The organism is Pedococcus sp. 2YAF34, assembly GCF_052114585.1.
GTDB lineage: Bacteria > Actinomycetota > Actinomycetes > Actinomycetales > Dermatophilaceae > Pedococcus.
This window is the reverse complement of the sequence record NZ_JBFRFA010000018.1, coordinates 37,654-63,592: the sequence shown is the minus strand read 5'-3', so window position 1 is coordinate 63,592 and position 25,939 is coordinate 37,654. Positions and strand designations below refer to the sequence as shown.

The following is a 25,939-nucleotide window of genomic DNA, read 5'->3' as shown; positions in this document are numbered from 1 at the left end:
CTCCTCGCCACCGGGGCGAGGACCGACCGGCTACTTCACGAAGGCCTTGAGGCCCAGGACCACCGGGTCGTGGTCGGAGGACCGGTACGGACCCGGGTCGTGGAAGTCGGTCGAGTGGTAGTTGTAGCGGCTGTACTCCAGCGCCACCGACTCACCCGAGTTGATGTTCCAGTGGTCGGCACCGGTCGACATCTTGAGGCCGGCCTCGTTGACGAGGATGTGGTCCAGCGAGCCCGACGTCCCGGAGAACGAGTAGGAGTACTGTCCCGGGTCGAAGGTGGAGCCCACGTCGGTGTACCCCGCCTTGTAGAGGACGTCCAGCGGGTCCTCCATCGTGTAGGAGTTGTAGTCACCCGCCATGACGACGGCCTTGGCGCCGTACTCCGCCGCGACACCGGGCACCCAGTCACGCAGCGCCTGCGCCTGCAGGATGCGGCTGGTCACCGAGGAGCCCTGGCCGTCACCGGAGTCGGCGTCCCCGGGGAAGGGGCCGGCCGAGCCCTTGGACTTGAAGTGGTTGACGACGAACAGGAACTTGTCGCCCTTGCCGTACTTCGACTTGAAGGTCTGCGCGATCGGCTCACGGGCGTTGACGAACGCCTGGCCCGTGCCGCTCTGGTCGCCGAGCGCGCGCGAACGGTCGACGCGCATCACGGTGGCCGGCTTGTAGATCATCGCCGTGGTGATGAAGTCCTGCTGCGAGACCGGGGGGAGGTCCGTCGACGACGGCACGAACGCCCAGGTACCGGCGCCCGCCTTGGCGTTGAGCGCTGCCACGAGGCGGGACAGCGTCTCGTCACGAGAGTGCCCGAACTGCGCCGAGTTCTCGACCTCCATGAGTCCGACGACGTCGGCGTCGAGCGCGTTGATCGCCGACACCTCCTTCTCGGTCTGGCGGGCGAGGTCGCCCGCGTCCCAGGCGCCGCGACGGTCGCAGCCGTCACGGACGGTGTCGCCGCTGCTGTCGCGGTCGTAGTAGGCGAGGCAGGACGGGTCGGCGTCGCCGAGGTCGGTGAAGTAGTTGAGCACGTTGAACGAGGCGACCTTGAGGTCCGGGGTCCCGAGCTGGCTCAGGTCCTTCTCGTCGGGCGCCGCGGTGCGCGTGTTGGTGAACGTCACCGGGGAGGCTGCGTTGTCCGGGCCGACGACCTGGGCCCTCGGCTGGAAGCGCCACAGGTTGAAGCGGTAGTCCACGACCACGGGGGCCGTGAAGGTCGCAGGGGCGCCGACGCGGACGGGCTTGGTCGTGGAGACGTAGGCCGGGGTGGTGTCCGCGTTGAGCAGGCACGGCACCGGGCGGAGCTTGCACGTCGAGGTGCTGTAGCTGCTCGCGGTGAAGTTGGTCGAGGCTCCGTCGTCGAGGGTGACCAGGCGCTTGGCGTTGTCGGCCACCACGGCTGCGGACTCGGCGCTGCCGGGCTTGGCGACCTCGGTGTTCTGCAGCAGCGGCGTGGTGCCGACCGCGAGGCCCACCTCGCCGTACTGGTTGGTCCCGAAGGTGTTGGTGACCGTGTAGGCACCGGTCGGCTGGAACAGCATGCCCTCGATGGACTCGCGCCCGGCGTCCGTGGTCGGCCAACCGGTGGTCAGGGCCTGGACGGGGCTGAACTGGGCGCCCGCGTCGACGACGTCACCCGCGGTGGTCGAGATCTCGGTCAGGCCGCCGAACTCGCTGACCTTGCCGGTCACCTTCACGAAGTTGCCGACGACGGCCTCGGGGGACAGCGACCCGGGCTGGAAGACGTAGACGCCGTCCGAGGCGCCGTCGGGGCGCGGCTCGGGGCCGGTGCCCTGGGTCTGGAGGAAGAAGCCGTTGAAGCCGCCGGTCGGGTAGGCCGCGGTGACGACCCCCTCGACGACCACGGTCTCACCGGCGAGCGGCGACGTCGCGCCGGTCCCCTGGACCTCCGCGACAGTCGCCGTGCGCGGCCCGGTCGGGGCCGGGACGCAGGCGTCGCCGCAGGCGACCGGGGTCGCCGCCGCGGTCGCGAAGTCGGCCCTGTTGTCGGCCGTGTTGGTGTGATTGGCGTTTCGCGACACCGACACGGTGTTGCTGGGAGCCACGGTCGGGGCGGACCCGGCGTAGTCGTTGGCCGTGGTGCCGAAGCCGACGAAGTCGACGACCTGCGGGAGGGCCGAGCAGGGGTTCGTGCCCGTCTTGGCCGTGCAGCTGGGGAGCTGCTCGCCGGCGCTGACGAGCGCGACCTTGCCGGCCGTGCCGGACATCGCGATCGAGCCGGTGGCGTCGGCCGGGACGTCAGTGGTGCCACCGCTCCCCGCCGCCTCGCGGACGACGTACGACGCACCCGCGGGGATCGTGCCCGAGACGGCCGTCGTCTGCCAGCTCGTGCCGGTGGCCGAGGTGTACTGCACCGACCAGCCGTCGACCTTCACCGGCGCGGTGCCGGTGTTGACCAGCTCGATGAAGTCGTTCTTGTACGTGGCGCCGGAGTTTCCGCCACCGCCGTACACCTCGTTGACCACGACACTGGCCGTCGGCGACGGCGCGGCCTGCGCACCCGTCGCCACGGAGACCACACCAGCGGTGAGCGCTATCGCGCCCGCCGCCCCCATCAGTTGCTTGCGGCGTTCGCGCACAGCAGTCCTCCACACCCGAGTTGTTCCCGAAGAAAGTCGCGCCGCCCATGGATGCGGGCCCGGCGCCAAGGGTGCAGTCAAACATGGTGGGAAGACCTTGTGGAGGTATGGAAGGCGTCCAGAAGGTAAAGGTCAGGTCAGGTTCTCCAAGGGCTCGTCGGTGTCGGCAAGTTTCGCCCGGTCGACACGGGCACGGGAGCGGATCAGGCCCTTGACGGCGTCGCCCACGTCCCAGACGTTGACGTTCATGCCGGCCGAGACGACCCCGTCGTGCAGCCAGAAGGCCAGGAACTCCCGTCCGGCGAGGTCGCCCCGCACCACGACCTCGTCGTCGGGGCTGCCCAGGCCGTGGTACTCCAGGCCGAGGTCGTACTGGTCGCTGAAGAAGAACGGCAGCTGCGGCTCCGGCGTGGGCTGGTCGAGCATCGCCGCGGCGACCAGCGGCGGCTGGTCGAGCGCGTTGGCCCAGTGCTCGACGCGGACGCGGCGCCCGAGGAAGGGGTGCTCGACGTTGGCCACGTCGCCGGCCACGAAGACGTCGGGGTCGCTCGTGCGCCCCCCGGCGTCGGCGAGCACGCCGTTGTCGACGTCGAGACCGGCCTCCTGTGCCAGCCCCACGTTGGGAACGGCGCCGATGCCGACGACGACCGTGTCGGCCGGCACGGTGGTCCCGTCGCCCAGGCGCACCCCCGTCACTGTGCCCTGCTCCCCCGTGACCTCCTCCACGGTGACCCCTGTGCGCAGGTCGACGCCGTGCTCGCGGTGCAGGTCGGCGAACACCCGAGCCACGGTCGGCCCGAGGACGCGCACGAGCGGCAGGTCGAGGGCCTCGAGCACCGTCACCTCGGCGCCGGCCTCGCGCGAGGCTGCCGCGACCTCGAGACCGATCCACCCGCCGCCGACCAGCACGAGCCGGCGACCGGGGCCCATCGCGGCACGGAGCCGGTCGCTGTCCTCGATGGTGCGCAGGCTGAGTACCCCGTCGAGGTCGGCGCCCGGCAGCGTGAGGCGTCGCGGCGAGCTGCCCGTGGCGAGCAGCAGCCGGTCCCAGTGGAGCCGTTCGCCGCTCTCGGTCACGACCTCGTGCGCGTCACGGTCCAAGGCGGTGACCACGGTGCCGGTGCGCACGTCGACGTCGTGGTCGGCGTACCACTGCGCGTCGTGGACGAACGCGTCGTCGAGGCCCTCGCCCGTCTTGAGGTAGTCCTTGGACAGCGGCGGTCGCTCGTAGGGCAGGTGGTCCTCCCCCGCGAGCAGGACGAGCCGCCCCTCGAAACCCTTGTCCCGCAACGCCTCCACGGCCTTGGCTCCCGCCAGCCCGCCACCGACCACCACGAACGTCCGCTCATCAGCCATGGCCACAGCCTTCGACGCCCGGGGCCGGAGCGCAACCCCCGGGACTACCGACACCCAGGACGCCGAACGGGCCGGCACACCGTGAGGTGTGCCGGCCCGTTCGGGACGTGCTGTGGATCGGACGTCAGCTGGCGTCCTCGGACGTGGCCGTGGCCGCGCCCTCGGGGGCGTCGCCCTGGTCGGCACGGTCGCCACCACGACGGCGACGGTTGCGGCTGCGGCCGCCCTCGCGACGCTCGCCACGGTCCTCGCCCGAGTCGTGCGAGTCGGTGGAACCGGTGGCCGCGGCCGCGTCGTCGTCCGAGGACTCGGCGGCGGACTCGCCACTCTCACCCTCGGGCAGGACGGCGGCCAGCGACAGCTTGCCGCGCGGGTCGACCTCCTTGAGCTCGACCTGGACCTTCTGGCCGACGGCCAGGACGTCGTCGACGTTGTCGATCCGCTTGCCACCGACGAGCTTGCGCACCTCGGAGATGTGCAGCAGGCCGTCCTTGCCGGGCAGCAGGGAGATGAACGCACCGAACGTCGTGGTCTTGACCACGGTGCCCAGGAAGCGCTCGCCGACCTCCGGCATCTGCGGGTTGGCGATGGCGTTGACCATCGCGCGAGCCGCCTCGGCCGACGGGCCGTCGGTCGCGCCGATGTAGACCGTGCCGTCGTCCTCGATCGAGATCTGGGCGCCGGTCTCGTCCTGGATCTGGTTGATCATCTTGCCCTTCGGCCCGATGACCTCGCCGATCTTGTCGACCGGGACCTGCACCGCGATGACGCGAGGAGCGAAGGGGCTCATCTCGTCCGGGGTGTCGATGGCCTCGTTCATGACGTCGAGGATGTGCAGGCGCGCGTCGCGGGCCTGGGTCAGCGCGCCGGCCAGGACCGACGCGGGGATGCCGTCGAGCTTGGTGTCGAGCTGGATGGCCGTGACGAACTCGCGCGTGCCGGCGACCTTGAAGTCCATGTCACCGAACGCGTCCTCGGCGCCGAGGATGTCGGTCAGCGCGGCGTACTGCGTCTGGCCGTCGACCTCGTCGGACACCAGGCCCATGGCGATGCCGGCGACCGGGGCGCGCAGCGGCACACCGGCGTTGAGCATCGACAGGGTCGAGGCGCACACCGAGCCCATGGACGTCGAGCCGTTGGAGCCGAGGGCCTCGGACACCTGGCGGATCGCGTAGGGGAACTCCTCACGCGTCGGCAGGACAGGCATGAGCGCCCGCTCCGCCAGCGCGCCGTGGCCGATCTCGCGGCGCTTCGGCGAACCCACCCGACCGGTCTCACCGGTGGAGTAGGGCGGGAAGTTGTAGTTGTGCATGTAGCGCTTGCGCGTCACCGGGGAGAGGGTGTCGAGCTGCTGCTCCATGCGGAGCATGTTGAGCGTGGTGACACCCATGATCTGGGTCTCGCCGCGCTCGAACAGCGCCGAACCGTGCACGCGGGGCAGGACCTCGACCTCGGCGCCGAGGGCGCGGATGTCAGCGAGGCCACGGCCGTCGATGCGGACCTTGTCGCGCAGGATGCGCTGGCGGATGAGCTTCTTCTGCACGGAGCGGTAGGCAGCGGAGATCTCCTTCTCGCGGCCCTCGAACTCCTTGCCCTCACCGGCGAGCGACGCCTTGACGGCGTCCTTGATCGCGTCGATGCGCTCCTCGCGCTCCTGCTTGCCGGCGATGGTGAGCGCCTGCGTCAGGTCGGCCGAGGTCGCAGCCTCGACGGCGGCGTACGCGTCGTCCTCGTAGTCGAGGAAGATCGGGAAGTCCTGAACGGGCTTGGCGGACTTGCTCGCCAGGTCGGCCTGGGCCTCACAGAGGACCTTGATGAACTTCTTGGAGGCCTCGAGGCCCTCCGCGACGACCTCTTCGGTCGGGGCTTGCTTGCCCTCGTTCTTGACCAGGTCCCAGGTCTGCTCGGTGGACTCGGCCTCGACCATCATGATCGCGACGTCGTCACCCGCGACGCGGCCGGCGACGACCATGTCGAAGGTCGAGCGCTCGATGTCGCTGAAGTTCGGGAAGGCGACCCACTGGCCGTCGATCAGGGAGACGCGGACGCCACCGATCGGGCCGGAGAAGGGCAGACCCGAGATCTGCGTCGAGGCGCTGGCCGCGTTGATGGCCAGCACGTCGTACTGGTGGTCGGGGTTGAGCGCGAGCACCGTGATGACGACCTGGACCTCGTTGCGCAGGCCCTTGGTGAAGGTCGGGCGCAGCGGGCGGTCGATGAGGCGGCAGGTGAGGATCGCGTCGGTGGAGGGGCGGCCCTCACGACGGAAGAACGAGCCGGGGATCTTGCCCGCGGCGTACATCCGCTCCTCGACGTCGACCGTCAGGGGGAAGAAGTCGAATCCCTCGCGGGGGCTCTTCCCCGCGGTGGTGGTGGAGAGGAGCATCGTGTCCTCGTCCAGGTAGGCGGCGACGGCGCCGCCGGCCTGCTTGGCCAGGCGTCCGGTCTCGAACCGGACCGTGCGGGTGCCGAACTTGCCGTTGTCGATGGTGGCTTCGGCGAACTGGATCTCTGGACCCTCCATTGGGCCCTCCTTCTGTTATCTCTGCATCCACGCGCATCGTCGTTGTGCGCGGGTTTCTTCTGGTGGTGCTGGGTGGTGCGGGTGGCCGGCGTCGTGCCGGCCCCATGCGACAGGGACGGCCCTCGTGGAGGACCGTCCCTGTCGGATGTTCAGCGGCGCAGACCGAGGCGCTTGATCAGCGAGCGGTAACGCTCGACGTCGACGCTCTCGAGGTAGCGCAGGAGCCGGCGGCGCTGGCCGACCAGCAGGAGCAGGCCGCGGCGGCTGTGGTGGTCGTGCTTGTGCTGGCGCGAGTGCTCGGTGAGGTCGAGGATGCGCTGCGTCAGCAGGGCGATCTGGACCTCGGGAGAACCGGTGTCGCCCTCGTGCGTGGCGTAGTCGGACATGATCTTCTGCTTGACGTCGGTGCTCAACGGCATGGGTCGACACTGCTCCTTCATGGAATCGTTGCGCGGTGCCTCAGGGCTGGTTCACCTGGGCGCTCTGGATCCGCGGCCGGTCTACGGCGGTCCCAAGGCTACCAGCGGCCCGCTCCCCCGCCCTAATCGCGGTGCGTGGGCCTCCACCGCTGACGCTGTGACGCCTCACCACTTCTGCCGTGGCGCCACTCATGGCGACTTATCGGGCGGCGTCGCCACCACTTCTGCCGCGCTGCCACACCTTGTGGCGTATCGGGCGGCGCCGCCACCACTTCTGCCGCCTCGGCGCTCCCGGTGGGTCAGTACCCGGGGAAGTGCGCCCGCCACTCGTCGCTGGTGACCCGGGCTGTCGACCCCGCCGCGGCGAGCGCGGCCACCACCCGGTCCAGCGTCGTCGCGGGCTCGCGGTAGACACCCTTCGACAGGACCACGACCAACCGCCACCCGTCGCGGTCCAGGCCCTCGCGCCGCTCGACGTCACGCTCCCACTGCCGCTGCGACTCGGCGTGCTGACGCCCGTCGTACTCGACCGCGACCTTCAGCTCCGGGTAGGACAGGTCGAACCTGCGCAACCAGCGGCCGTCCTCGGCGTACTCGACATGGTTGACCACCGGTTCCGGCAGCCCGGCCAGCACCAGGAGCAGGCGGAGGCGGGTCTCCATCGGTGAGTCCACGCCCGTTCGCACGAGCGCTGCCGCCCGGCGCAGGACCGGCGTCTGGGCCCCGGTGGCGGACGCCGCGGCCGCGACCAGCGCAGCCGGGGTGGTCCGCGCGGCCTTGACCAGGCTGTCGCCCAGCACGACGAGGTCCACCAGACCGAGCTCGGGTCCGAGGTCGACGAACGTGTCCTCGGCGGTGGTCACGGGAACCCCGCGGATCCGGGCGTTGGAGAGTGGTCGCCCTACCCTGGCCTCGATGCCCGCAGCACGGACCCGGCTGCCCCTCGGCAGGACGAGGTGGACGTGGGGGCTCGACGGAACCACACCTCCGAGCAGCTCAGCGGCGGTGTGCCTCGCGACCAGGGCGCCGGCAGGCGCCGTGGTCAGGGCGGCCAGCGCACGGACCCGCGCGTCCAGCCCGACCTCCGGCGCGACGTACACATCGCGGTGCAGCCGCCGGAAGGCCCGAAGCCCCCACGCCGACACCCCCGCAGCCAGCGCATCGCTGCGGCGGAAGGGGACGGTGGGGTCGAACACGGCCATGAGCCCAGCGTGACCGACGCCGCGGGAGGGCGATCCGCGTCATCCACAGCCCCACTGGGTCTGCCGCCTCGACGGCTGTGGCGCCGGCTGTGGTGACTGTCGAGGACTACAGGCCACCACTGGAGGCTCGTTGCCAGTAGTGGTGGGGATCCGGGGCTTTCGGCCACCACTTCTGGCACCGCGACAGCTGTGGTGGCGCTGGCGCGGGCTGCCGTCGGGGGCGTGGGTCAGGCGCGCGCGTAGAGGCGGCGGCGGGCCGGGCGTTCGACGGCCACGTGCAGCAGCCACGCCGCGGCACCGAGGGCCGCCACGATGGCCGCGAGCGCCAGGGCCGCCGACCACCAGGCTCCGTCGCCCCACTCGCGCAGGCCGCGCACGAGCGGCTGGAGCAGGTAGTGCGTCATGTAGAGGCAGTAGGACGCCTCGCCGGCGGCGACCATCCACGAGGTGGAGAGCCACCGCGTCGCCCAGCCCGAGGATGCCGCGAGGGCCGCGACCGAGATACCGAGCACGGGAGCCATCCAGTAGTCGCCGGACGACGCCGCGGGCACCAGCGCGACCGCCACGAGGCCCAGCGGGAGGAGCGGCAGCAGCCGGCGCACCGAGAGCCCGCCCCGCACCCAGGCCAGGCAGAGGAAGGCGCCACCGAGGAACTCGCCCATGATCCGCACGAAGAACAGGTGCTCGAGGTTGCCGTTCGGCAGGGCGAACAGGGCGTAGGTGGTGAGCATCGCGGCATACGCCAGCGCGGCCAGCAGGACGAGCACCCGTGCGCGCCGGACCCGGCCGACGGCCAGGAACAGCAGCGGCGAGAGCAGGTAGGCGAACCACTCGGAGCTGATCGACCAGGCCGGGCCGTTGAAGCTGGGGCGGTCGTTCCACCAGTTGTGCACCATGAAGAGGTTCTGGACGTAGGCCTCGACCGTCCGTCGGTGTCCACCCTCCCCCACGCCGAGCGTGCCGGCGGCGACCGCCATCGCCAGGTCGACGTGCAGGGTGACGACGTGCACGGGCCAGACGCGGGCGAACCGGTTCTGCACGAAGGCACGGGTCGAGGGCCAGGAGAACGAGCGCAGCACGTCGGCGTAGTTGTAGGCCAGCACGAAGCCGCTGAGCGGGAAGAACAGGTCGACGCCGAGGTAGCCGGCGCCCAGCAGACGGTCGAACGGCGCGAGCCAAGGGGCCAGCGCCTCGAGGTCGGTGCGGTAGTGGAACAGCACGACCCACAGGGCAGCCAGGGCGCGCAGCCCGGTCAGCGCCGGGAGCGGAGGCCGTCTGCGGGGACGCGCCGCAGGGGTGGCGGCGCGGTCGGTCGCGGGAGCCCCACCGACAGTCTCGTCGACCGCCTCCGGGGTGGCCGGGCTCAGGACTGCCGTCCCGCGGGCCACTCCTCGGCCAGCAGCGCGTAGACCGCGAGGTCGGTCCACTCCCCCTTGAACCACGACGCCTTGACGAACATGGCCTCCCGCCGCATGCCGAGCCGCTCGCAGACCCGGGACGACGCGGTGTTCTCGGGCTCGAGCTCGGCCCAGACCCGGTGCACGCCGACCTCGCGAAAGGCGGCGTCGGTGATGGCGCGAGCAGCTTCGGTGGCGTAGCCCTGCCCGGCCACGTCTTGCGCGAACACCCACCCGATCTCGGCCTGCCGCCCGTCGGCACCGCCGAGGCCCTCGAGCAGGATCAGCACGTCGCCGATGACGCGGCCGTCGAGCTCGACCGCGAGGGTGAGGTTGGGTGACGTGGGGTCGATCCGGCCGTTGGTGGCCCGTTCGGCGACGAGGTCGGCCACCTGCTCGCGCGTCTTGGGGTCGCCCGGTATGTAGCGGACGACCGACTCCACCGACCGGTAGGCGAAGACGTCGTCCTCGTCGCCGGGGCGGAAGCTGCGCAGGGTCAGCCGCTCGGTCGTGATGGGCAGGCTCACGCGAGGCATGTGGACGGGCGTGCTCAGAGGTTGATCATGTGGCCGGCGATGCCCTCGATGGCCTCCTTGACGGCCTCGGACAGCGTCGGGTGGGCGAACACGTTGCGGGCGACCTCGTCGGCGGTGAGGTCCCACTGCTGCGCCAGCGTCAGCGCGGGAAGGAGCTCGGTGACCTCCGGGCCGATCAGGTGCGCGCCCAGGAGCTCGTTGTGCTTGGCGTCGGCGACGATCTTGACGAAGCCCACGCCCTCGGCCATGCCGCGTGCCTTGCCGTTGGCCGAGAAGGGGAACGACGCGGTCTTGACGTCGTAGCCGCGCTCCTTCGCCTGCTCCTCGGAGTACCCGAACGAGGCGATCTGCGGCTGGCAGAACGTCGCACGCGGGATCATGTCAAAGTTGATCTCCATGGTCTCGGCGCCGGCCATCGTCTCGGCTGCGACCACGCCCATGGCCTCGGCGGTGTGCGCCAGCATGAGCTTGCCGGTGACGTCGCCGATGGCGTAGACGTTCTCGACGTTCGTGCGGCCGCGCTCGTCGACGGCGATGGCGCCACGGTCGGTGGTCTTGACGCCCGTGCTCTCGAGTCCGTAGCCCTCGATCCTCGGGGCGAACCCGATGGCCTGCAGCACCTTGTCGGTCTCGAGGACGGTGGACTCTCCGCCGGCTGCCGGCGACACGGTCACCTTGACCTTCTCGCCGCTGTCGTCGATCGACTCGACCTTCGTCGAGAGCATGACCTTGACGCCGAGCTTCTTGTACTGCTTCAGCAGCTCCTTGGACACGTCGGCGTCCTCGGTCGGCACCATGCGGTCGAGGAACTCCACGATGGTCACGTCGACCCCGAAGTTCTTCATGACGTAGGCGAACTCGACGCCGATGGCGCCAGAGCCCGCGATGACGACCGACTCCGGGAGCTGGTCGGTGAGGATCTGCTCCTCGTAGGTGACCACGCGGTCGGACAGCGACGTCCCGGGGATGAGCCGGGTCGTGGCGCCGGTCGCGATGATGAGCCTGTCGAAGGTGACCGAGCGCTTCTCACCGGAGTTGAGCGCGACGTCCATCGACGTCGGGCCGGTGAGTGTGCCCCAGCCGTCGATCTCCTCGATCTTGTTCTTCTTCATGAGGAAGTGGACGCCCTTGGCGCTGGCCTCGGCGACCTTGCGGCTGCGCGAGTGGGTGACCCCGAAGTCCATCGTCGCGTCGCCGGAGATGCCAAAGGTGGCCTTCTCCTGCGTGATGATGTGGGCGATCTCGGCGTTGCGCAGCAGCGCCTTCGAGGGGATGCAGCCGACGTTGAGACACACACCGCCCCAGTACTTGGACTCGACCACCGCGGCCTTGAGACCGAGCTGCGAGGCGCGGATCGCCGCGACGTACCCACCAGGACCAGCACCGAGAACCACGAGATCGAAGTCAGCCATGGGTGGCAGCCTACTGAGTGCTGCGGCACGCTCCCACCTCGGCCGGGACGAGCAGCGCCCGTCCTACGGCGAGGACAGCGTCCGGAGCACGTCGTGGATCTCCCGTGCCGCGGGTGCTGCGGTCGTGGCGCCGGTCCCGCCCTGGGCGACGACGACCGCGACGGCGTAGCGGGGGTGGTCCGCCGGCGCGTAGGAGACGAACCACGAGGTGTCCTGCTTGCCGAACACCTCGCCCGTGCCGGTCTTGCCCGCCACCGGCCACTGCCGCAACGGGAACCCGCGGAAGGCCTCCTTGGCAGTGCCCTCCTCGACGACTCCCCGCAGGGCGTCGTGCAGGAACGTCATCGTGCCGGGAGGCAGCTGCACCTGGCTGCTGGACGGCGTGGGCAGGGGTTCGAGCGGTCCGCCCGGCGCCTCGAACCCGGCGGCGACCCGCGGCGTGACCAGCGTCCCGCCGTTGGCGATCGCGGCATACACGCGGGCCATCTGCAGCGGCGTGACGGTCGTGTCGCCCTGGCCGATGGCGAAGTTGGCGGCGTCGCCCGCCCGGAACTGGAACCCCGTCGCGCAGTTCTCCACCGCGAGCTGCTTCAGGTATGCCGCGCGGCTCGGGTCCTTCGACGCCACCTCCGGGTAGCCGGACCGGGCGCGGGCGCAGGTGTCCGCCCTCGTCGCCTCCCACGTCCGCAGCTTCCACGCCCGGTCGGGGATGCGGCCTGCCTGCTCGTCGGGCAGGTCCACCCCGGTGCGGGACCCGAGCCCGAAGGCGGTTGCCTCGCCGACGAACGGGTCGGCCGCGTCGGTCCTCGCCGACAGCCCGCCCTGGGCGAGCCACGAGCGGTAGGCGAAGTCGTAGAAGATCGTGTCGCAGGAGACCACGATCCCCTTGCGCAGGCTGATCCGGCCGTAGGCGCGGGACTCGAAGTTGGCGAACCGTCGCGTCCCGATCGTGTAGCTGGAGCTGCAGTCGTAGGTGCCGCGCAGCGGGTTCCCGGCAGCCACGGCCGCCGGCAGGCTGACGACCTTGAACGTCGACGCCGGCGGGTAGGCCCCCGCCGTGACGCGCGAGACCAGCGGCGTGCCCGCGGCGGGGTCGGTCAGCCCGGCCAGGTCGCGGCTGGAGATGCCGCCCGTCCAGACCCGGGGGTCGTATGCCGGGTAGCTGGCTGCCGCGACCACGGCGCCGGTGCGCACGTCGAGGACGACCGCGGCACCCGAGTCGGCGGCGAGGCCACGGCGGTGCGCGGCGTCCGCGGCGTCCCGCAGCGCCTTCTCCGCCCCCGCCTGGACCCGGGCGTCGAGGTTGGTCACGAGGTCCCGGCCGGGGACGGCGGGGGTGGCAGAGACGACCGAGGTCGCGACGCCGCGCGGGTCCACGGCCACGGTCTCGTGGCCGTGCACCCCGCGCAGCTGCGCGTCGTACTGCTCCTCCAGGCCTGCGCGGCCCACCAGGTCGAGGTCGCCCACCGCGCCGTGGGACCGGGCCACCTCCTCGGCGTCGGAGCGGCCGAGGTAACCCAGGAGGTGCGCTGCGTTGACCGTCGCCACGGCCGGGTAGTCACGCACCGGCTGCGCCGCGACCTCGATCCCCGGGAAGAGGTCGGGACGCTCGAGCAGCCCCAGCGCCAGCTTCGGGTCGGCTCCGGTGACGAGGGGCACGGGAACGTAGGCGGAGCCGCCCCAGCACACCGGAGCAGCCGGGGCGCCCGCGGTCCCACAGAGCTGGGTGCGCCCCCAGAGCTGCTCGACGGGCAGGTGCAGGGCGTCCGCCACGCGGGCCACCAGCGCGCGGCCGCCGTCGGGGGCGTCGGCGAGCACCTTGCGCGCCACCGTGACCACGGTCTCGGTCGCGTTGTCGACGAGTGGGGTGCCGTGGCGGTCGAGGATCCGGCCGCGGACCGCCGGCTCGCTCACGGTGCGGGTGTTCACGGTCGTGGCGGCACGCGCGTAGTCCTCGTGCTCGCCGACCTGGACCTGGCCGAGCCGCCCGAGGAGGGTGCCCATGAGGCTGAGGGCGACCAGCCCGAAGACCCACACCCGGCCGAGGTGCTGGTCCGGCCGGCGGACCGGTCCCACCCCTCCCACGCCGACGGGCCGGGGCCGGACCACGTGGGCACGCCGGTGCCAGGGTCTAGGGCGACCGGTGACCCTCACGCCGTCCGCCCGGAGGAGAGGCGCCGCTCGGCCCTGACGAGCAGCGGCACGACAAGGGCGCACAGGGTGGCGGTCAGCACGAACGAGCCGGCCACACCCGGCAGCGAGACCGGCGCCCCCGTGGCCACCGCGACCGCCACGCGGCACCCGGCGAGCAGGGCGGAGGCGGCTGCGCCGACGGCGGCCACCCACCCCCACGGCACCAGGCCCTCCCGGCGGCCGGCGCCGGCGAGCAGCCCGCACGCGGCATAGGCGAGGGCGCCGGCGCCGAGCACCGCCGCACCGGGCGGCACCAGGTCGACCACCCACCCGGCAGCAAGTCCCAGCAGCAGGCCACCGGTCGTGCCCGAGAGCAGCGCGCCGGCGACGACGACGGGGAGCACGAGGTCGGGCAGCAGGACCGAGGTCCGCGACCCGAGGGTGGCCAGGGCGAGGGCCGCCACGACGACGAGCAGCGCGCGCAGCACGACGGCCGGCGCGCTCATCCTGCGGTCCCCGCCCCGGCCCCGGCCCCTGCGACGCCGGTCGCGGTTCCGGTCGCGGGTGCACGCGGCGTGGTGCGGGCCGTCCCGACGAGGACCCCGACGACGTCGAGGGCGGCGAGGTCGGCTGCAGGGGTCACCGAGGCACCCGGGACGAGCTGGGCCGGGTCGGTGTCGACGTCGGCCACGGTGCCCACCCGCAACCCGGGCGGGAACGGTCCGCCGTCGAGGCCGCCCAGGGTGGTGACGGTGTCGCCACGGGTGAGGCGACCGCGCTGCACGGCGCTGAGGTCGAGCTGTCCGGCCGGGCGTCGGCGGCTGCCCTGCGCGCCGCTGCCAACGGACCCCAGGACGCCGGACGGTGCCACCCGGACGGCGACGGTCAGGTCGGCCGCGCCGAGGAGCAGCACGTCGGCGGTCCACGGCGACACCGACACCACGCGTCCCACGAGCCCGTCTGCGCTGACGACGGCCGTGTCTGCCCGGACGCCGTCGCGGGAGCCGGCGTCGATGGTGACCCGCTCGGGCCCTGCGGCGCCGACCCGTCCGACCGCGACGACCCGCGCGGCGACGAACTGCCGACCGCGGGTCTCGGGTGCTGCCACCAGCCGGGCGTACGCCGCGGCCCGGACACCCTGCGCGCGGTCCAGCTCTGCGTCGGTGGCTGCCTCGAGGGCCTCACCGGCCGCCGAGGGGGGCGCCGAGGCGCCGTGGGACAGCAGGCGTTCGAGCGGGCCGAGGACCGTACCCCCCACCGCTCGCACGGCGCCGGGCCCGGGCGCACCGGCCAGGTCGAGCGCACCGGCGAGCGCGGTCAGCAGCACCAGGGCGGTCGCGAGGCGACGGCGTGGACGGGGGTCGGGTCGCAGGGCGGGTCGGGGCATGGGTCAGAAGCGGCGCGAGTCGACCAGGACGCGCTCGAGGGTGGCGAACTCCTCCACGCAGCGCCCGGACCCGCGGACCACGGCCCGCAGGGGGTCGTCGGCGACGCGGACCGGCACGCCGAGCTCGTGGCGCAGTCGCACGTCGAGGCCGGGCAGCAGCGCCCCCCCACCGGTGAGCGTGACGCCACGGTCCAGGACGTCGCCGGCGAGCTCCGGCGGGCACACGTCGAGGGTGGCCCTGACCAGCTCGACGACCTGCAGCAGCGGACCCTCGATGGCCCGGCGCACCTCGCTGCTCGTGATGGTCACGGTCTTGGGGAGCCCGGTGACCAGGTCGCGGCCGCGGACCCGGGTGCTCGTCTCCTCGCGCAGCGGGAACGCCGACCCGGCATGCACCTTGATGTCCTCGGCGCTGCGCTCGCCCAGCAGCAGGGAGTACTCGCTCTTGACGTGGGCGATGATCGCCTCGTCGATCTCGTCACCGCCGACGCGCAGCGACCGCGAGGTGACGATGCCGCCGAGGCTGATGACCGCGACGTCGGTGGTGCCGCCGCCGATGTCGACGACCATGGAGGCGGCGGTGTCGTTGACCGGCAGGTCGGCGCCGATCGCGGCGGCCATGGGCTCCTCGATGACGTAGACCCGGCGGGCCCCCGCGCGCACTGCGGCGTCCTCGAGGGCGCGCCGCTCCACGCCGGTGACCTCGCTGGGTACGCACACGACCATGCGCGGCCGGAACAGCCGCGAGGGCCGCACCTGGTCGACGAAGTAGCGCAGCATCCGCTCGGTGACGTCGGCGTCGCTGATGACGCCGTCCTGCAGGGGCCGGACGGCCCGGACGTGGCCGGGGGTGCGCCCGAGCATCTCCTTCGCACGGGTGCCGGCCGCGAGCAGCGACGACGTCCCGGCCTCCAGGGCGACGACCGACGGCTCGTCGAGGACGACACCGCGGCCGCGCTCGTAGATCAGGGTGTTGGCGGTGCCGAGGTCGATCGCCAGGTCCCTGCCCAGCGACGTCCAGCTCCTCGTCGTGCCCACGGCCGCGATGCTACGCGGGGCGCGGCGCCCCACCCCGCAGCCGCGCCGGTGCGGGTACGGCGTGCCGGTGCGGGTACGGCGCGCAGCCGCGTCAGGCGACGAGCTGCGCGGTCTCGACCGGGCGAGGGGCCGCAGCGGGGGTCTTGAGCACCGCGCGCAGCCGCCAGGCCGCGAACACCGCGAGCAGGCTGATGGCCACGTGCACGCCGATGAACAGGCTGCCCAGGCCCGCGCCCAGGATCACGCCGGCGACCAGCGGTCCCACGGCGGAGAACCCGGTCTGCAGCGCGGTGAACATGCCCAGCGTCGTGCCGACGAGGCCGGACGGGGCCAGGCTGGCGGTGAGCGGGTTGAGCACCGGCGCATACATCGTCTCGCCCACGGCGAAGATGCCGAAGGTCGTCACGAACAGCACGGCGGCCAGCTCGGGAGCCATCGAGGCCGCTGCCAGCACCAGCCACGACAGGGTCCAGATGGCGCCGACGCCCATGAGCAGCGCGGCGCCGCTGCGGCGGGCGGTGAGGCGCACGACGAGCATCTGCAGGGCGATGATCACGACGCAGTTGACGGCCGCAGCCAGTCCGATCGTGGTCTCCTCGACGTGCAGCACGGTCAGGGCGTAGGCCGGCAGCCCGGACTCGAACTGGGCGTAGAAACCCAGCGCGAGGGTCACGGTGACCAGCGCCGTCCAGCGCAGGGCCGGGATCGACCAGACCGCACGCAGGGCAGCGCGCGGGCCGACGGAGCCGGTGCCGTCCGGCACCAGCGTGGGGTCGTCGTGCGTGCCCGGCTGACGGCCCCAGCGCGGCAATCCCGCCAGCACGAGCAGGGCGCCGGACAGCAGGAACCCACCCGCGGCGGTGACGAAGGCCGGCCACATGCCGTCGTGGCTGTCGAGGTCGACGACGTACCCGGCGGCGAAGGCGCCCACGGCCATGCCCAGGGCCTGGCCCGTGAACTGCCAGGCGAACACGCGGCGGCGGTCCTTGCCGCCGACCCAGCGCAGGACGAGCACCGACTGGGCCGGACCGGCAGCGGTGATGCCGAGCCCGAAGACGAACATGCCCGTGAGGAACGCGGTCGGGCCGTCCGCCCAGACCAGCGAGACCGCACCGGCGGCGGCCACGACCTTGGAGGCGACGGCGACGAGCACCGGCGAGAGGCGGTCGGCGAGGCGCCCGCCGATGGGGGCGGCCACCAGGGCGCCCACCGAGAACAGGCTCGACGCCGCGGCGGCGACGAGGGAGCCCCAGCCGCGCGTGCTCGCGGCATACGCGTACTGGTAGGGCAGGACGGTGCCCCAGCCGAGCATGGCCACGGCGGAGGCGAGGATCAACAGACGGGTGCGCATTGCTTCTTCAACAGTTCTTCGAGTTCGAATATTTCGATTTCGAAATATTAGCATGCGAGGATGCCGCCATGGCAGCGAGGAAGCGGCAGGCCCGCACGGTCCGGGAGCAGTACCAGGACGCGGTGGCCAGCTATGTGGCCGCAGGCGGCGACGAGTCGGTGCAGCGCGTCATCACGGCGGTCAACTCACTGAGCCACAAGCTCGACCAGTGGTACACGCGCCAGCTGGCCGACCTCGACCTCTCCCACGGCGAGTGGTCGGTCATCGCCTTCCTCGCGACGTCCGAGGGCGCCCCGGTCACCCCGACGCAGCTCGCGGACGCCGGCAACGTGGCGGCCTCGTCGATGACGCACCGGCTGGACAAGATGACCGAGCGCGGGCTGGTCCGACGCTCCCCCGACCCGGCCAACCGCACCCGGGTCCTGGTCGAGCTGACGAGGCAGGGCTGGGAGCTGTTCGAGGCTGCGGTGCGCGAGGCCAACGTCGTCGAGTCGGACGTGCTCGCCGGCCTCAAGCGCGAGGAGCGCGACCAGCTGGCCGCGCTCCTCGAGGTGGTGATCAGCGGCCTCGACGACGTCGAGACCGGGTAGGGCTTGTCGAGGGGGTCAGCCCCTCGAGGGGGTCAGAGGTTCGGGAACCAGATCGCGATCTCGCGGGCGGCCGACTCCGGGGAGTCCGAGCCGTGCACGATGTTCTCCTGCACCTTCTTGCCCCAGTCGCGGCCGAGGTCGCCGCGGATGGTGCCGGGCAGCGCGGCCGTCGGGTCGGTGGCCCCGGCCAGGGCGCGGAAGCCCTCGATGCAGCGGTGGCCCTCGATGACGACTGCCGTCACCTGGCCGCTGGACATGAAGTCGACGAGGGGCTCGTAGAACGGCTTGCCCTCGTGCTCGGCGTAGTGCTCGGCCAGCTGCTCGCGGGTGGGGGTGGTCACCGCGAGCGCGGCCAGCGTGTAGCCCTTGGCCTCGATGCGCCGGAGGACCTCACCGGAGAGGCCGCGGGCGAAACCGTCGGGCTTGACCAGGACCAGGGAACGTTCGATCTGCGTCGTCACGCGCGTCAGCCTACCCAGCCTCCGCAGGCACTACCGTCGCGGTGTGCGAGGCCGGAGCAGGGGGCGCGAGGACGGGGTGCCGTATGCCGCCTGGCTGGGCCAGCCGGGCTACCTCGCCGCCGAGGTGCTGCTCGCCCTGCTCGCCGGTGTCCACTACTCCCTGGCCGACGACACGATCAGCGCCCTGGGCACCGGTTGCGACTCCCCCACATCGACCGGTTGCTCGTCCGCCCCGTGGGCCATGAACCTCGTGTTCGTCGTCTTCGGCGCACTCCAGGCCGTCGGCGCCGTACCGCTGCTGCGCCAGGACGCCGCAAGGGCGAGGGTGGTCGGCTGGCTCTGGGTGGTCGCAGGCACCTTCTCGGTCGGCGTCGGGCTGGCGCCGGTCGACGCTCACCCGACCCTGCACTCGCTCGTGGCCCTGCCGGTGTTCGTGGCCCAGCCCCTCGCCGTACTGCTGCACGCGCGCTGGCTGACCACCGGGCGAGTCCGGGTCAGCGGTACGGCGCTCGGGGTGGCCGCCGTCGTCGGCGCCGTGGCGTTCGCGGTGCTGCTCGGCGCAGACAGCTGGTCGGGGACCGCCGAACGACTGGCCATCTGGCCGGCGAAGCTGTGGCTTCCCCTTGCCGCGCTCACCCAGCTCCGCAGCCGGCGCCGAACCTTCGGGCTCCCCTAACCCTCGGCCGCAGCGGCCTCACGCTGACGTCGCGCCTGCTCCTGCTCGACCCGGTGGCACACGACCAGCGAACCCACCCACAGCACGAGGAAGACGAACCCGACGACGACCATCGCGGGCACGACGAACCCGGCGGCGAAGGTCGCCACCTGGATGAGCCAGCCCAGCGTCACGCCCCACGGCCGCCGCATGAGCCCGGCGGCGACGAAGCACAGCACGGCGAGGCCGATGCCCACCCACAACCAGGCGGACCCGGTGGCGTCGCCCTGCGCATCCGCGATGCCACGCGCGACCAGGGCGCCGAGGAACACCACGATCCCCTGGCCCGCGAGCACCGTGGCGAGCATGCGCCAGGTGAACTTCCCGAGGCTGCCGTAGAGGACGACTCCCCTCACCGGCGGTTCCGTCCGTTGTCCCGGAACTTCGTCAGCAGCCAGAACGCCAGGGCGACCAGGGCCACCAGCAGGACCAGCTTGGCAAGAGGGGTCATGGGACGAGGGTATTCGGTGCCGGCGGGCGTAGTGTCGGTGCACGGAGCCACTCAGGCTTCCTAGCGCTGGGAGCACAGCCATGGCCGACAAGTCACCCCGACAACACCTGGCCAAGAAGGCGAGCAAGTCCATCAAGGAGAAGCGCGCCGAGAAGCACGCCAAGGCCGACGCCAAGACCCACCAGGGCGAAGTAGGGCAGATCGGCAAGAGGTAGCCGACCGGGGGGCGGGCTCCCCTCGGCGCCTGCCCCGGCCGGCATTGCCTCGGCCGGCAGGCCTCCCCGGTTTCGCTGCGCCTCAGGCGTCGGTGCTGCCGAGCAGCATCCGGACCTCCGCGGCCGTGGTCACCGACCCAGTGGCGACCACGCCGCCGCTCATGCCGCCCTCGTCGGCCAGACCGGCGGCGACGTCGAGCGCGTCGGGGAGGTCCTGGACGACGGTGACCCGGTCGTCGCCGAAGATGTCGCGAGCCAGCTCGCCGAGGTCGTCCGGACGCATAGCCCGCGGTGAGGTGGTGCGGGAGACGACGACGTGGTCGAAGACCGGCTCGAACGCCTCGAGCATCTGCGTGGCGTCCTTGTCCTTGAGGATGGCCACGACGCCGACGACCTTGGCGAAGGTGAACGAGTCCTCCAGCGCCTGGCGCAGGGCCAGGGCACCCGCCGGGTTGTGGGCCGAGTCCACGATGACCGTCGGCGAGCGGCGCACGATCTCCAGCCGCCCCGGGGACGCCGCGCGCGCCAGGCCGGCCCGCACGATGTCGGGGTCGAGCCGCTGCTCCCCGCCGCCGAGGAACGCCTCGACCGCAGTGAGGGCCAGCGTGGCGTTGTGGGCCTGGTGGGCGCCGTGCAGCGGGAGGAACAGGTCCTCGTAGTCGCCGCTGAGACCGCGCACCGAGATCTGCTGGCCGCCCACGGCGACCTCACGGCTGAGCAGCCCGAAGTCGTTGCCCTCGAACGTCATCCGCGCGCCGACCTCCTCGCCGCGCTCGAGCAGCACCTGGGCGACGTCCGGCTCCTGGGTGCCGATGACGGCGACCGCCTCGGACTTGATGATCCCCGACTTCTCGGTGGCGATGGCCACGACGTCGTTGCCGAGGAAGTGCTGGTGGTCGAGCGAGATCGGCGTCACCACGGCGACCGAGCCGTCCGCGACGTTGGTCGCGTCCCAGCTCCCACCGAGGCCCACCTCGACGACGGCGACGTCGACGGGGGCGTCGGCGAACGCGGCATACGCGACGGCCACGAGCACCTCGAAGTAGGTCATGCGCGGGCCGCCCTCGGCGACCGAGCGGGCGTCGACCATCTCGATGAACGGCAGCACCTCCTCGTAGGCGGCGATGAACCTCTCGGCGCTGATCGGCTCCCCCGCCAGGGCGATCCGCTCCCGGACGCTGTGCAGGTGCGGCGAGGTGAAGCGCCCGGTCCGCAGGCCCATCTCGGTGAGCAGGGTGTCGATGATGCGGGTCGTCGAGGTCTTGCCGTTGGTCCCCGTGAGGTGGATGACGGGGTAGGTGCGCTGGGGGTCCCCGAGCAGCTCCATCACGGCGGCGATCCGGTCGAGGCTCGGCTGCAGGTCGTGCTCGGGGGCGCGGGCGAGGATCGCCTCCTCGACCTCGCGCATGCCCTTGACGAGCTCGAGCTTGCGGGCGGCCTCGCGCTGGGCGGCATCAGGGGCAGGCATGTCCCCCATCATCCCCGCGTCGACCACCCGTTGACATGTGACCAAATAGTCACCTAATCTCGGCCCATGCAGGACGACCTGGTGTTCAAGGCCCTGGCCGACCCCACCCGGCGCCTGCTGCTCGACACCCTCCGCGAACGGGGCGGGCGCACCCTCGGTGAGCTCGAGGAGGTCGTGGTCGAGCACACGCCGATGACGCGGTTCGGCGTGAGCAAGCACCTGCGCCTCCTCGAGGAGGCCAACCTCGTCGTCACCCTGCGCCGCGGCAGGGAGAAGCTCCACCACCTCAACCCCGTCCCCATCCAGCAGGTCCACGACCGCTGGATCGACAAGTACACCGAGCGCCGGCTCACGGCGCTGACCACCCTGAAGAGCCAGCTCGAGGAGAAGCCATGACCGACCAGAGCACCACCACCACCGCCACCGCGACACCGGCCGCTACACCTGGGGCCGAGGGCACCACGCAGGTGTTTCGCATCTACATCCACGCCAAGCCGGAGCGCGTCTGGGAGGCGATCACGTCACCGGAGTTCTCCCGGCAGTACGGGTACGGCGGCGACGTGGAGTTCGACCTCACCCCGGGCGGCACGTTCCGCCACACCGCCTCCGACGACATGAAGCGCGTGGGCATGCCCGACGTCGTGGTCACCGGGCGCGTCCTCGAGTGCGACCCGCCGCGCAGGTTGGTCCAGACCTGGAACCCGGTCTGGAACGACGAGCCCGAGACGACCCTCACCTACGAGATCGAGCCGGCGTTCGACGGCACCACCCGGCTCACGCTGGTGCACGAGCTCACGGGCGCACCGTCGACCGCGCTCGAGGTCTCCGGCAACAGCGCTGCCGACCAGCACGGGGCAGGCGGCTGGCCGTGGGTCCTGTCCGGCCTCAAGTCCGCCCTCGAGCGCGCCTGAGCCGGCCGCCCAGCCCGCGACCTCCGGCCGGTCGTCGGTCTTTGAGCGGTTGACCCGGTGGGGGCTGGGCCAACCGCTCAAAGACTCACGGCGAACCCGGTCTCGCGCCGGGCCGTACCGCGTGGCTTCAGGCGAGCTTCATCACCTTGATCCGCACGGGCTCGCCGTCGCCGACCGTCGCCTGCGCGACGTCGGCCCGCTCGGGCAGCGCCTCCAGCTGCGGGGCGCTGCCGAACTGCGTGGCCAGCGTCTCCTCCACGATGAGCGCCTGGTGGGCGACCGTGGCCTCCCACACCGCCTGGCTACCGGTGACGGTGAGCGAGATGCGGTCGGTGACCTCGAACCCGGCGTCGCGCCGGGCCTGCTGGACGGCGCGGACGACATCACGGGCCAGGCCCTCCTGGGCCAGCTCGGGCGTCACCTCGGTGTCGAGCACGACGAACCCGCCGCCGGGCAGCATCGCCGTGGCCTGCGAGCCACCCCGGGCACCCGAGTCCACCACGGTCTCGAGGGTGTACTCGCCCTCGACCAGGTCGAGGCCGCCGGCCGTGACCGTGCCGTCCTCGGCCACCGACCAGTCGCCGGACTTGCTGCCCTTGATGGCCTGCTGCACGTCACGACCCAGGCGCGGGCCCGCCGCACGGGCGTTGACCGTGAGCCGCTGCGTGATGCCGAAGTCGGACTGGCTCGCCTCGCTGATGTCGCGCAGGGTCACCGTGCGCACGTTGACCTCGTCGGCCACGATCGCGCCGAAGTCCTTGAGGGACAACGCATCCGGGACGACCACCGTGAGGTCGGCGAGGGGCAGGCGCGTCCGCAGGCCACCGGCCTTGCGCAGCGACGACGCGACGGAGCAGACCTCGCGGGCCCGGTCCATGCCGGCGACGAGCGCCTCGTCGTGCGGCAGGTCCGAGGCGTCCGGCCAGTCGGTGAGGTGCACCGAGCGTCCACCGGTGAGGCCGCGCCAGATCTCCTCGGTGGTCAGCGGCAGCAGCGGCGCGGCGACGCGGCACACGACCTCCAGCGCGGTGTAGAGGGTGTCGAACGCCTGCTCGGCGCCCGCTCCCCCGCCGGTCCCCGTCTGCGCGCCGGCACCGGTGTCCCAGAACCGCTCGCGCGACCGCCGGACGTACCAGTTGGTGACGACGTCGAGGAAGCCGCGCGTGGTCTCGCAGGCGTTGGCGACCTCGTAGCCGTCGAGCTGGCCCTGCATCGTCTGCACGTACTGGCCGAGCTTGGCCAGCAGGTAGCGGTCGAGCGGGTCCGTCGAGGCGGTGGACCACTTCGCCTCATAGCCCTGCCTGCCGTCCGGGCCACGGAAGGCGTTGGCGTACAACGAGAAGAAGTACCAGGTGTTCCACAGCGGGATGAGCACCTGGCGCACCCCGTCGCGGATCCCCTGCTCGGTGACGACGAGGTTGCCGCCGCGCAGGATGGGGCTGCTCATGAGGAACCAGCGCATCGCGTCGGCCCCGTCGCGGTCGAAGACCTCGCGCACGTCGGGGTAGTTGCGCAGCGACTTGCTCATCTTCTGGCCGTCCGAGCCCAGGACGATGCCGTGGCTCACGCAGGACGAGAACGCCGGCCGGTCGAACAGCGCGGTCGCGAGGATGTGCAGCGTGTAGAACCAGCCACGGGTCTGGCCGATGTACTCGACGATGAAGTCGCCCGGGAAGTGGTGCTCGAACCAGTCGGCGTTCTCGAACGGGTAGTGCACCTGCGCGAACGACATCGAGCCGGAGTCGAACCACACGTCCAGGACGTCCTCGACACGGCGCATCGTCGACTGCCCGGTGGGGTCGTCAGGGTTGGGCCGGGTCAGCTCGTCGATGAAGGGGCGGTGCAGGTCCTTCACCTCGACCCCGAAGTCGCGCTCGAGCTCCTCGAACGACCCGTACACGTCGACGCGCGGGTACTCCGGGTTGTCGGACTTCCAGACCGGGATCGGGCTGCCCCAGAAGCGGTTTCGCGAGATCGACCAGTCGCGGGCGTTCTCCAGCCACTTGCCGAACTGGCCGTGCTTGACGTGCTCCGGCACCCAGGTGATCTGCTCGTTGAGCTCGAGCATGCGCGCCTTGATCTTGGTGACCTCGACGAACCAGCTCGAGACCGCCATGTAGATCAGCGGCTGCCGGCAGCGCCAGCAGTGCGGGTAGGAGTGGTCGTAGGTCTCGCGGCGCAGCAGCACCGTGCCCTCGGTGACCGCGCCCGTCTCGCCCTCGCCGCGGGTGCGGTTCTTGAGGTGCTCGATGACCATCGGGTTGGCGTCGAAGACCTGCACGCCCTCGTAGTCGGTGACGGGGTAGGTGAAGCAGCCGTCGGGGCCCACCGGGATGACGGGCTCGATACCGGCCGCGTCGGTGACGATCTTGTCCTCCTCACCGAAGGCGCCGGCGGTGTGGACCAGGCCGGTGCCGTCCTCGGTGGTGACGAACTCGGCCGGGAACACCCGGTGCGCCTTGGCGTGCCCGAGGTAGTAGTCGAACGGCGGCGTGAACGAGCGCCCGACGAGGTCGCTCCCCTTGAGCCGCTCGACGACCCGCGACTCCGGGTCCTTCTCGTCGGGGCCGAACAGGTCCTTGGCGTACGCCGCGAGCCTGGCCTCGCCGATGACGTAGCGCTGCGTCGTGCCGGTGACGTCGGACTCCACGACCACGTAGTCGATGTCGGGGCCGACCATGATCCCGAGGTTGGCCGGCAGGGTCCACGGCGTGGTCGTCCACACCAGCGCCAGCTCGCCGGTCTCCAGGCGCAGGCCGACGGTGACCGCCGGGTCCTGGCGGTTCTGGTAGACGTCGTCGTCCATGCGCAGCTCGTGGTTGGACAGCGGCGTCTGGTCGTTCCAGCAGTAGGGCAGCACGCGGAAGCCCTCGTAGACCAGGCCCTTGTCGTGCAGCTGCTTGAACGCCCAGATGACCGACTCCATGTAGTCGGGCTCGAGCGTCTTGTAGTCGTGGTCGAAGTCGACCCAGCGCGCCTGGCGGGTGACGTAGTCGCGCCAGTCGTCGGTGTACTTGAGCACCGAGCTGCGGCAGGCGGCGTTGAACTTCTCGATGCCCAGCTCGAGGATCTCGTCCTTGGTCTTGATGCCGAGCTGGCTCATCGCCTCGAGCTCGGCGGGCAGGCCGTGGGTGTCCCACCCGAACCGGCGCTCGACACGGCGCCCGCGCATGGTCTGGTAGCGCGGGATGAGGTCCTTGACGTAGCCGGTCAGCAGGTGGCCGTAGTGCGGCAGGCCGTTGGCGAACGGCGGCCCGTCGTAGAAGACGAACTCGTTGTCACCGTCCTCGCCGGCCGGGCGGTTCTCCACCGACGCGATGAAGGTGCCGTCCTCGTCCCAGTACCTGAGGATGCGCTCCTCGATCTCGGGGAACCTCGGGGAGGCGGCGACACCCTGGGCAGGGGTCGCGGCATCGGTGCCTGCGGTGGCGCTGGAGACCTTGGGGTAGGCCATGGTGTCGGCGGTCCTCACGTCGTGTCGTGCTGCTTCGCACGAGGACGACGGCGCCGGGCTCTCCCGGCGACACCGCGGTGCCACCTCGCTTGCCGCCGTCCGCGTGCCGGGGCACACGGCGTACGACCGCTCTTGCCGAAGGCGATGACGGGCCCACCCGTCCGGGTCTAGTGAGGACCGCCGCGAGGCGGTGGTCCCGTTCTTCCGGAGGCTCACCGGTGATGACCGGGTCGATGCCTGTCGCCACAGTCTAGCGGGCTGTGACGGACGACTCGTCCGGGTTTCCGGGCGGCCTGCGCCGCAGGTGTACAGTCGGCAGCG

Annotated in this window: 22 protein-coding genes; 5 read left to right on the top strand and 17 right to left on the bottom strand. The window is 71.7% G+C overall.

What is annotated here, in order from left to right; genetic code table 11:
* Positions 1–30: 30 nt before the first annotated feature.
* The 13 genes from AB4Z02_RS11390 to AB4Z02_RS11330 all read right to left on the bottom strand — a co-directional run bounded on the left by AB4Z02_RS11390 (position 31) and on the right by AB4Z02_RS11330 (position 17,353).
* Positions 31–2,529 carry an ExeM/NucH family extracellular endonuclease gene (locus AB4Z02_RS11390; RefSeq protein WP_441971066.1) on the bottom strand — a complete coding sequence of 833 codons (2,499 nt, stop codon included), beginning with the start codon at positions 2,527–2,529 and terminating at the stop codon, positions 31–33.
* 201 nt (positions 2,530–2,730) lie between these two features.
* A complete protein-coding gene (locus AB4Z02_RS11385; RefSeq protein ID WP_441971064.1) occupies positions 2,731–3,954 on the bottom strand; it encodes an NAD(P)/FAD-dependent oxidoreductase in 1,224 nt (407 codons plus the stop codon).
* Positions 3,955–4,078: 124 nt separating this feature from the next.
* Positions 4,079–6,478 (bottom strand): polyribonucleotide nucleotidyltransferase, encoded by a 2,400-nt coding sequence (locus tag AB4Z02_RS11380; protein WP_441971062.1) that lies wholly within the window; start codon positions 6,476–6,478, stop codon positions 4,079–4,081.
* Between the two features lie 149 nt (positions 6,479–6,627).
* Positions 6,628–6,897 (bottom strand): 30S ribosomal protein S15, encoded by a 270-nt coding sequence (gene rpsO / locus AB4Z02_RS11375; RefSeq protein WP_056884706.1) that lies wholly within the window; start codon positions 6,895–6,897, stop codon positions 6,628–6,630.
* 299 nt (positions 6,898–7,196) lie between these two features.
* On the bottom strand, positions 7,197–8,099 hold the full coding sequence (locus AB4Z02_RS11370) for a DUF559 domain-containing protein (protein ID WP_441971060.1): 903 nt from the start codon (positions 8,097–8,099) through the stop codon (positions 7,197–7,199).
* Positions 8,100–8,326: 227 nt separating this feature from the next.
* Positions 8,327–9,487 carry an acyltransferase family protein gene (locus tag AB4Z02_RS11365; protein WP_441971058.1) on the bottom strand — a complete coding sequence of 387 codons (1,161 nt, stop codon included), beginning with the start codon at positions 9,485–9,487 and terminating at the stop codon, positions 8,327–8,329.
* Positions 9,463–10,023: a GNAT family N-acetyltransferase gene (locus AB4Z02_RS11360; RefSeq protein WP_441971057.1), complete on the bottom strand. Its 561-nt coding sequence runs from the start codon at positions 10,021–10,023 to the stop codon at positions 9,463–9,465. The genes AB4Z02_RS11365 and AB4Z02_RS11360 overlap by 25 nt, the downstream gene beginning before the upstream one ends.
* A 23-nt stretch (positions 10,024–10,046) precedes the next feature.
* The gene (gene lpdA, locus AB4Z02_RS11355) at positions 10,047–11,444 is read right to left on the bottom strand and encodes a dihydrolipoyl dehydrogenase (protein WP_056884709.1); all 1,398 of its coding nucleotides are present in this window, start codon (positions 11,442–11,444) and stop codon (positions 10,047–10,049) included.
* A gap of 63 nt (positions 11,445–11,507) precedes the next feature.
* Positions 11,508–13,520 carry a penicillin-binding protein 2 gene (gene mrdA, locus AB4Z02_RS11350; RefSeq protein ID WP_441971054.1) on the bottom strand — a complete coding sequence of 671 codons (2,013 nt, stop codon included), beginning with the start codon at positions 13,518–13,520 and terminating at the stop codon, positions 11,508–11,510.
* A 74-nt stretch (positions 13,521–13,594) separates the two neighbouring features.
* The gene (locus tag AB4Z02_RS11345) at positions 13,595–14,083 is read right to left on the bottom strand and encodes a rod shape-determining protein MreD (protein ID WP_441971052.1); all 489 of its coding nucleotides are present in this window, start codon (positions 14,081–14,083) and stop codon (positions 13,595–13,597) included.
* Positions 14,080–14,964 (bottom strand): rod shape-determining protein MreC, encoded by an 885-nt coding sequence (gene mreC / locus AB4Z02_RS11340; RefSeq protein WP_441971051.1) that lies wholly within the window; start codon positions 14,962–14,964, stop codon positions 14,080–14,082. The genes AB4Z02_RS11345 and mreC overlap by 4 nt, the downstream gene beginning before the upstream one ends.
* Positions 14,965–14,967: 3 nt before the next feature.
* The gene (locus tag AB4Z02_RS11335; RefSeq protein ID WP_441971083.1) at positions 14,968–16,011 is read right to left on the bottom strand and encodes a rod shape-determining protein; all 1,044 of its coding nucleotides are present in this window, start codon (positions 16,009–16,011) and stop codon (positions 14,968–14,970) included.
* 82 nt (positions 16,012–16,093) lie between these two features.
* A complete protein-coding gene (locus tag AB4Z02_RS11330; RefSeq protein WP_441971049.1) occupies positions 16,094–17,353 on the bottom strand; it encodes an MFS transporter in 1,260 nt (419 codons plus the stop codon).
* A gap of 68 nt (positions 17,354–17,421) precedes the next feature.
* On the opposite strand from AB4Z02_RS11330, the gene AB4Z02_RS11325 reads away from it, so the two are divergent.
* A complete protein-coding gene (locus tag AB4Z02_RS11325) occupies positions 17,422–17,943 on the top strand; it encodes a MarR family winged helix-turn-helix transcriptional regulator (RefSeq protein ID WP_345505174.1) in 522 nt (173 codons plus the stop codon).
* A 32-nt stretch (positions 17,944–17,975) separates the two neighbouring features.
* Here the strand turns inward: AB4Z02_RS11325 and ndk are convergent, their stop codons facing one another.
* Positions 17,976–18,404 carry a nucleoside-diphosphate kinase gene (ndk, locus tag AB4Z02_RS11320; RefSeq protein ID WP_056884715.1) on the bottom strand — a complete coding sequence of 143 codons (429 nt, stop codon included), beginning with the start codon at positions 18,402–18,404 and terminating at the stop codon, positions 17,976–17,978.
* A 43-nt stretch (positions 18,405–18,447) separates the two neighbouring features.
* On the opposite strand from ndk, the gene AB4Z02_RS11315 reads away from it, so the two are divergent.
* Positions 18,448–19,080: a DUF998 domain-containing protein gene (locus AB4Z02_RS11315; RefSeq protein WP_441971047.1), complete on the top strand. Its 633-nt coding sequence runs from the start codon at positions 18,448–18,450 to the stop codon at positions 19,078–19,080.
* Here AB4Z02_RS11315 and AB4Z02_RS11310 read toward each other — a convergent pair.
* A complete protein-coding gene (locus tag AB4Z02_RS11310; RefSeq protein ID WP_056884717.1) occupies positions 19,077–19,475 on the bottom strand; it encodes a DUF4233 domain-containing protein in 399 nt (132 codons plus the stop codon). The two genes, AB4Z02_RS11315 and AB4Z02_RS11310, sit on opposite strands and share 4 nt — an antisense overlap.
* A gap of 175 nt (positions 19,476–19,650) precedes the next feature.
* Here AB4Z02_RS11310 and AB4Z02_RS11305 point away from each other — a divergent pair, with 175 nt between their 5' ends.
* Positions 19,651–19,785 carry a hypothetical protein gene (locus AB4Z02_RS11305; protein WP_255353853.1) on the top strand — a complete coding sequence of 45 codons (135 nt, stop codon included), beginning with the start codon at positions 19,651–19,653 and terminating at the stop codon, positions 19,783–19,785.
* Between the two features lie 82 nt (positions 19,786–19,867).
* Here AB4Z02_RS11305 and AB4Z02_RS11300 read toward each other — a convergent pair whose 3' ends face one another.
* Positions 19,868–21,262, bottom strand: a complete 1,395-nt coding sequence (locus tag AB4Z02_RS11300) for a bifunctional folylpolyglutamate synthase/dihydrofolate synthase (protein WP_441971044.1) — start codon at positions 21,260–21,262, stop codon at positions 19,868–19,870.
* Positions 21,263–21,319: 57 nt separating this feature from the next.
* Here AB4Z02_RS11300 and AB4Z02_RS11295 point away from each other — a divergent pair, with 57 nt between their 5' ends.
* Positions 21,320–21,649, top strand: coding sequence for an ArsR/SmtB family transcription factor (locus tag AB4Z02_RS11295; RefSeq protein ID WP_441971043.1), 330 nt, complete (start codon positions 21,320–21,322; stop codon positions 21,647–21,649).
* Positions 21,646–22,164 (top strand): SRPBCC family protein, encoded by a 519-nt coding sequence (locus AB4Z02_RS11290; RefSeq protein ID WP_441971041.1) that lies wholly within the window; start codon positions 21,646–21,648, stop codon positions 22,162–22,164. Before AB4Z02_RS11295 ends, AB4Z02_RS11290 begins: the two co-directional genes overlap by 4 nt.
* A gap of 127 nt (positions 22,165–22,291) precedes the next feature.
* Here AB4Z02_RS11290 and ileS read toward each other — a convergent pair whose 3' ends face one another.
* On the bottom strand, positions 22,292–25,618 hold the full coding sequence (ileS, locus tag AB4Z02_RS11285) for an isoleucine--tRNA ligase (RefSeq protein WP_441971082.1): 3,327 nt from the start codon (positions 25,616–25,618) through the stop codon (positions 22,292–22,294).
* Positions 25,619–25,939 lie beyond the last annotated feature (321 nt).